Annotated in this window: 2 protein-coding genes; both read right to left on the bottom strand. The window is 26.7% G+C overall.

Features of this window, described 5'->3' with window-relative positions; translation table 11 throughout:
- Positions 1 to 41: 41 nt before the first annotated feature.
- Positions 42 to 389 carry an ArsR/SmtB family transcription factor gene (locus HMPREF3134_RS05765; RefSeq protein ID WP_002441960.1) on the bottom strand — a complete coding sequence of 116 codons (348 nt, stop codon included), beginning with the start codon at positions 387 to 389 and terminating at the stop codon, positions 42 to 44.
- Positions 390 to 407: 18 nt separating this feature from the next.
- Entirely contained in the window at positions 408 to 1,025 is a 618-nt protein-coding gene (locus tag HMPREF3134_RS05760) for a CadD family cadmium resistance transporter (protein ID WP_012818129.1), read from the bottom strand.
- Between the last annotated feature and the right edge of the window lie 99 nt (positions 1,026 to 1,124).

The raw sequence follows: 1,124 nt of genomic DNA, 5'->3' as shown, positions 1-1,124 counted from the left end.
TTTTATAGTATCAAGACAAGAAGAAACTCGTTTCACTCGTTTCAAAAACCCTCCTGATTTTTAGAGAAAAATTCTTTTATTTCATCGTCTTTAATAAAATAATATGCCATCTTTCCCTTTTTATAAAAATCAAGTACATCATTTTTATATAAAAGTCTTAAATGATGTGAAGTTGAAGCAACACTTATTTTCAATATCAAAGAAATATCACAAACACACAACTCATCTTCTTTAATCAAAGATAATATGATTTTCAATTTCTTCTCATCACAAATTTTTTCTAAAATGTTAAGTAATTTCTTAGATTTATCATCTTCTAAAAAACTTAAAGCATTGTTAACTTTATCCTCATGTACACAGATCACATCACAAGCATTTTCATAACTCATATAAAATCGCACCCTAAATTAAAATATAAATCCTAAAATTGTTTGAATAGTATCATTTTCAATAATAATAAATAAACCTAAAGCTATATAAATAACAGCCATAATCCAACGACTAAATTTCTCAACAATTTCTCCAACTCCTGGAATATTAGATAATTTTTGTGCAGTAAATACCAAGAAGAAAATTAAAATTAAAAAGACAAACAGAGTAATTAATAAATTAGTAACACTTAATGTCACAAAATACGGAACAAATAAACCAATATTATCAGCACCACAACTTGCTATCGTAACAATTGCAACCGTACCAACTAATTTAGACAATCCTTTTTCATTCAATTCTTTTTTAGCTCTCTTTTCTCCTTCACAATCATCATAAATAGCTACTTTAATTCCTAAATAAATCGGTATTAACCCTAATAATCCTAATATCCATTTTTCAGGAACATAATTTAAGACAAAGGCAAAGAATAAACTTACGACAATCAATGCCACAGATCCTACATATTGACCAATATAAATATCTCGATATTCTTTCCTAGTCTTTGCTCTAGCAAAAAATATTAATAAAATCACTAATAAATCTACTGCTGTCGCAATATAAAGAATAGCAGCAGTTACAATAGTCTGAATCATAATTACACCTCATTCAAAAATATTTTTGAATGTATTATAACTTATGTTTTCAAATAATCATAGATGCTTTATTCCAATTGCTTTATTGACGTTGAGCCT

Origin of the sequence: Staphylococcus sp. HMSC14D10, from assembly GCF_001808125.1 — a bacterium.
GTDB lineage: Bacteria > Bacillota > Bacilli > Staphylococcales > Staphylococcaceae > Staphylococcus > Staphylococcus haemolyticus.
Note: the sequence above shows the minus strand (reverse complement) of the source record. Positions and strands in the feature narration are given on the sequence as shown.

Bases quoted from the DNA above. Each gene is read 5' to 3' on its own strand.
- HMPREF3134_RS05765 (WP_002441960.1), bottom strand. From the start codon at position 389: ATGAGTTATGAAAATGCTTGTGATGTGATCTGTGTACATGAGGATAAA.
- HMPREF3134_RS05760 (WP_012818129.1), bottom strand. From the start codon at position 1,025: ATGATTCAGACTATTGTAACTGCTGCTATTCTTTATATTGCGACAGCA.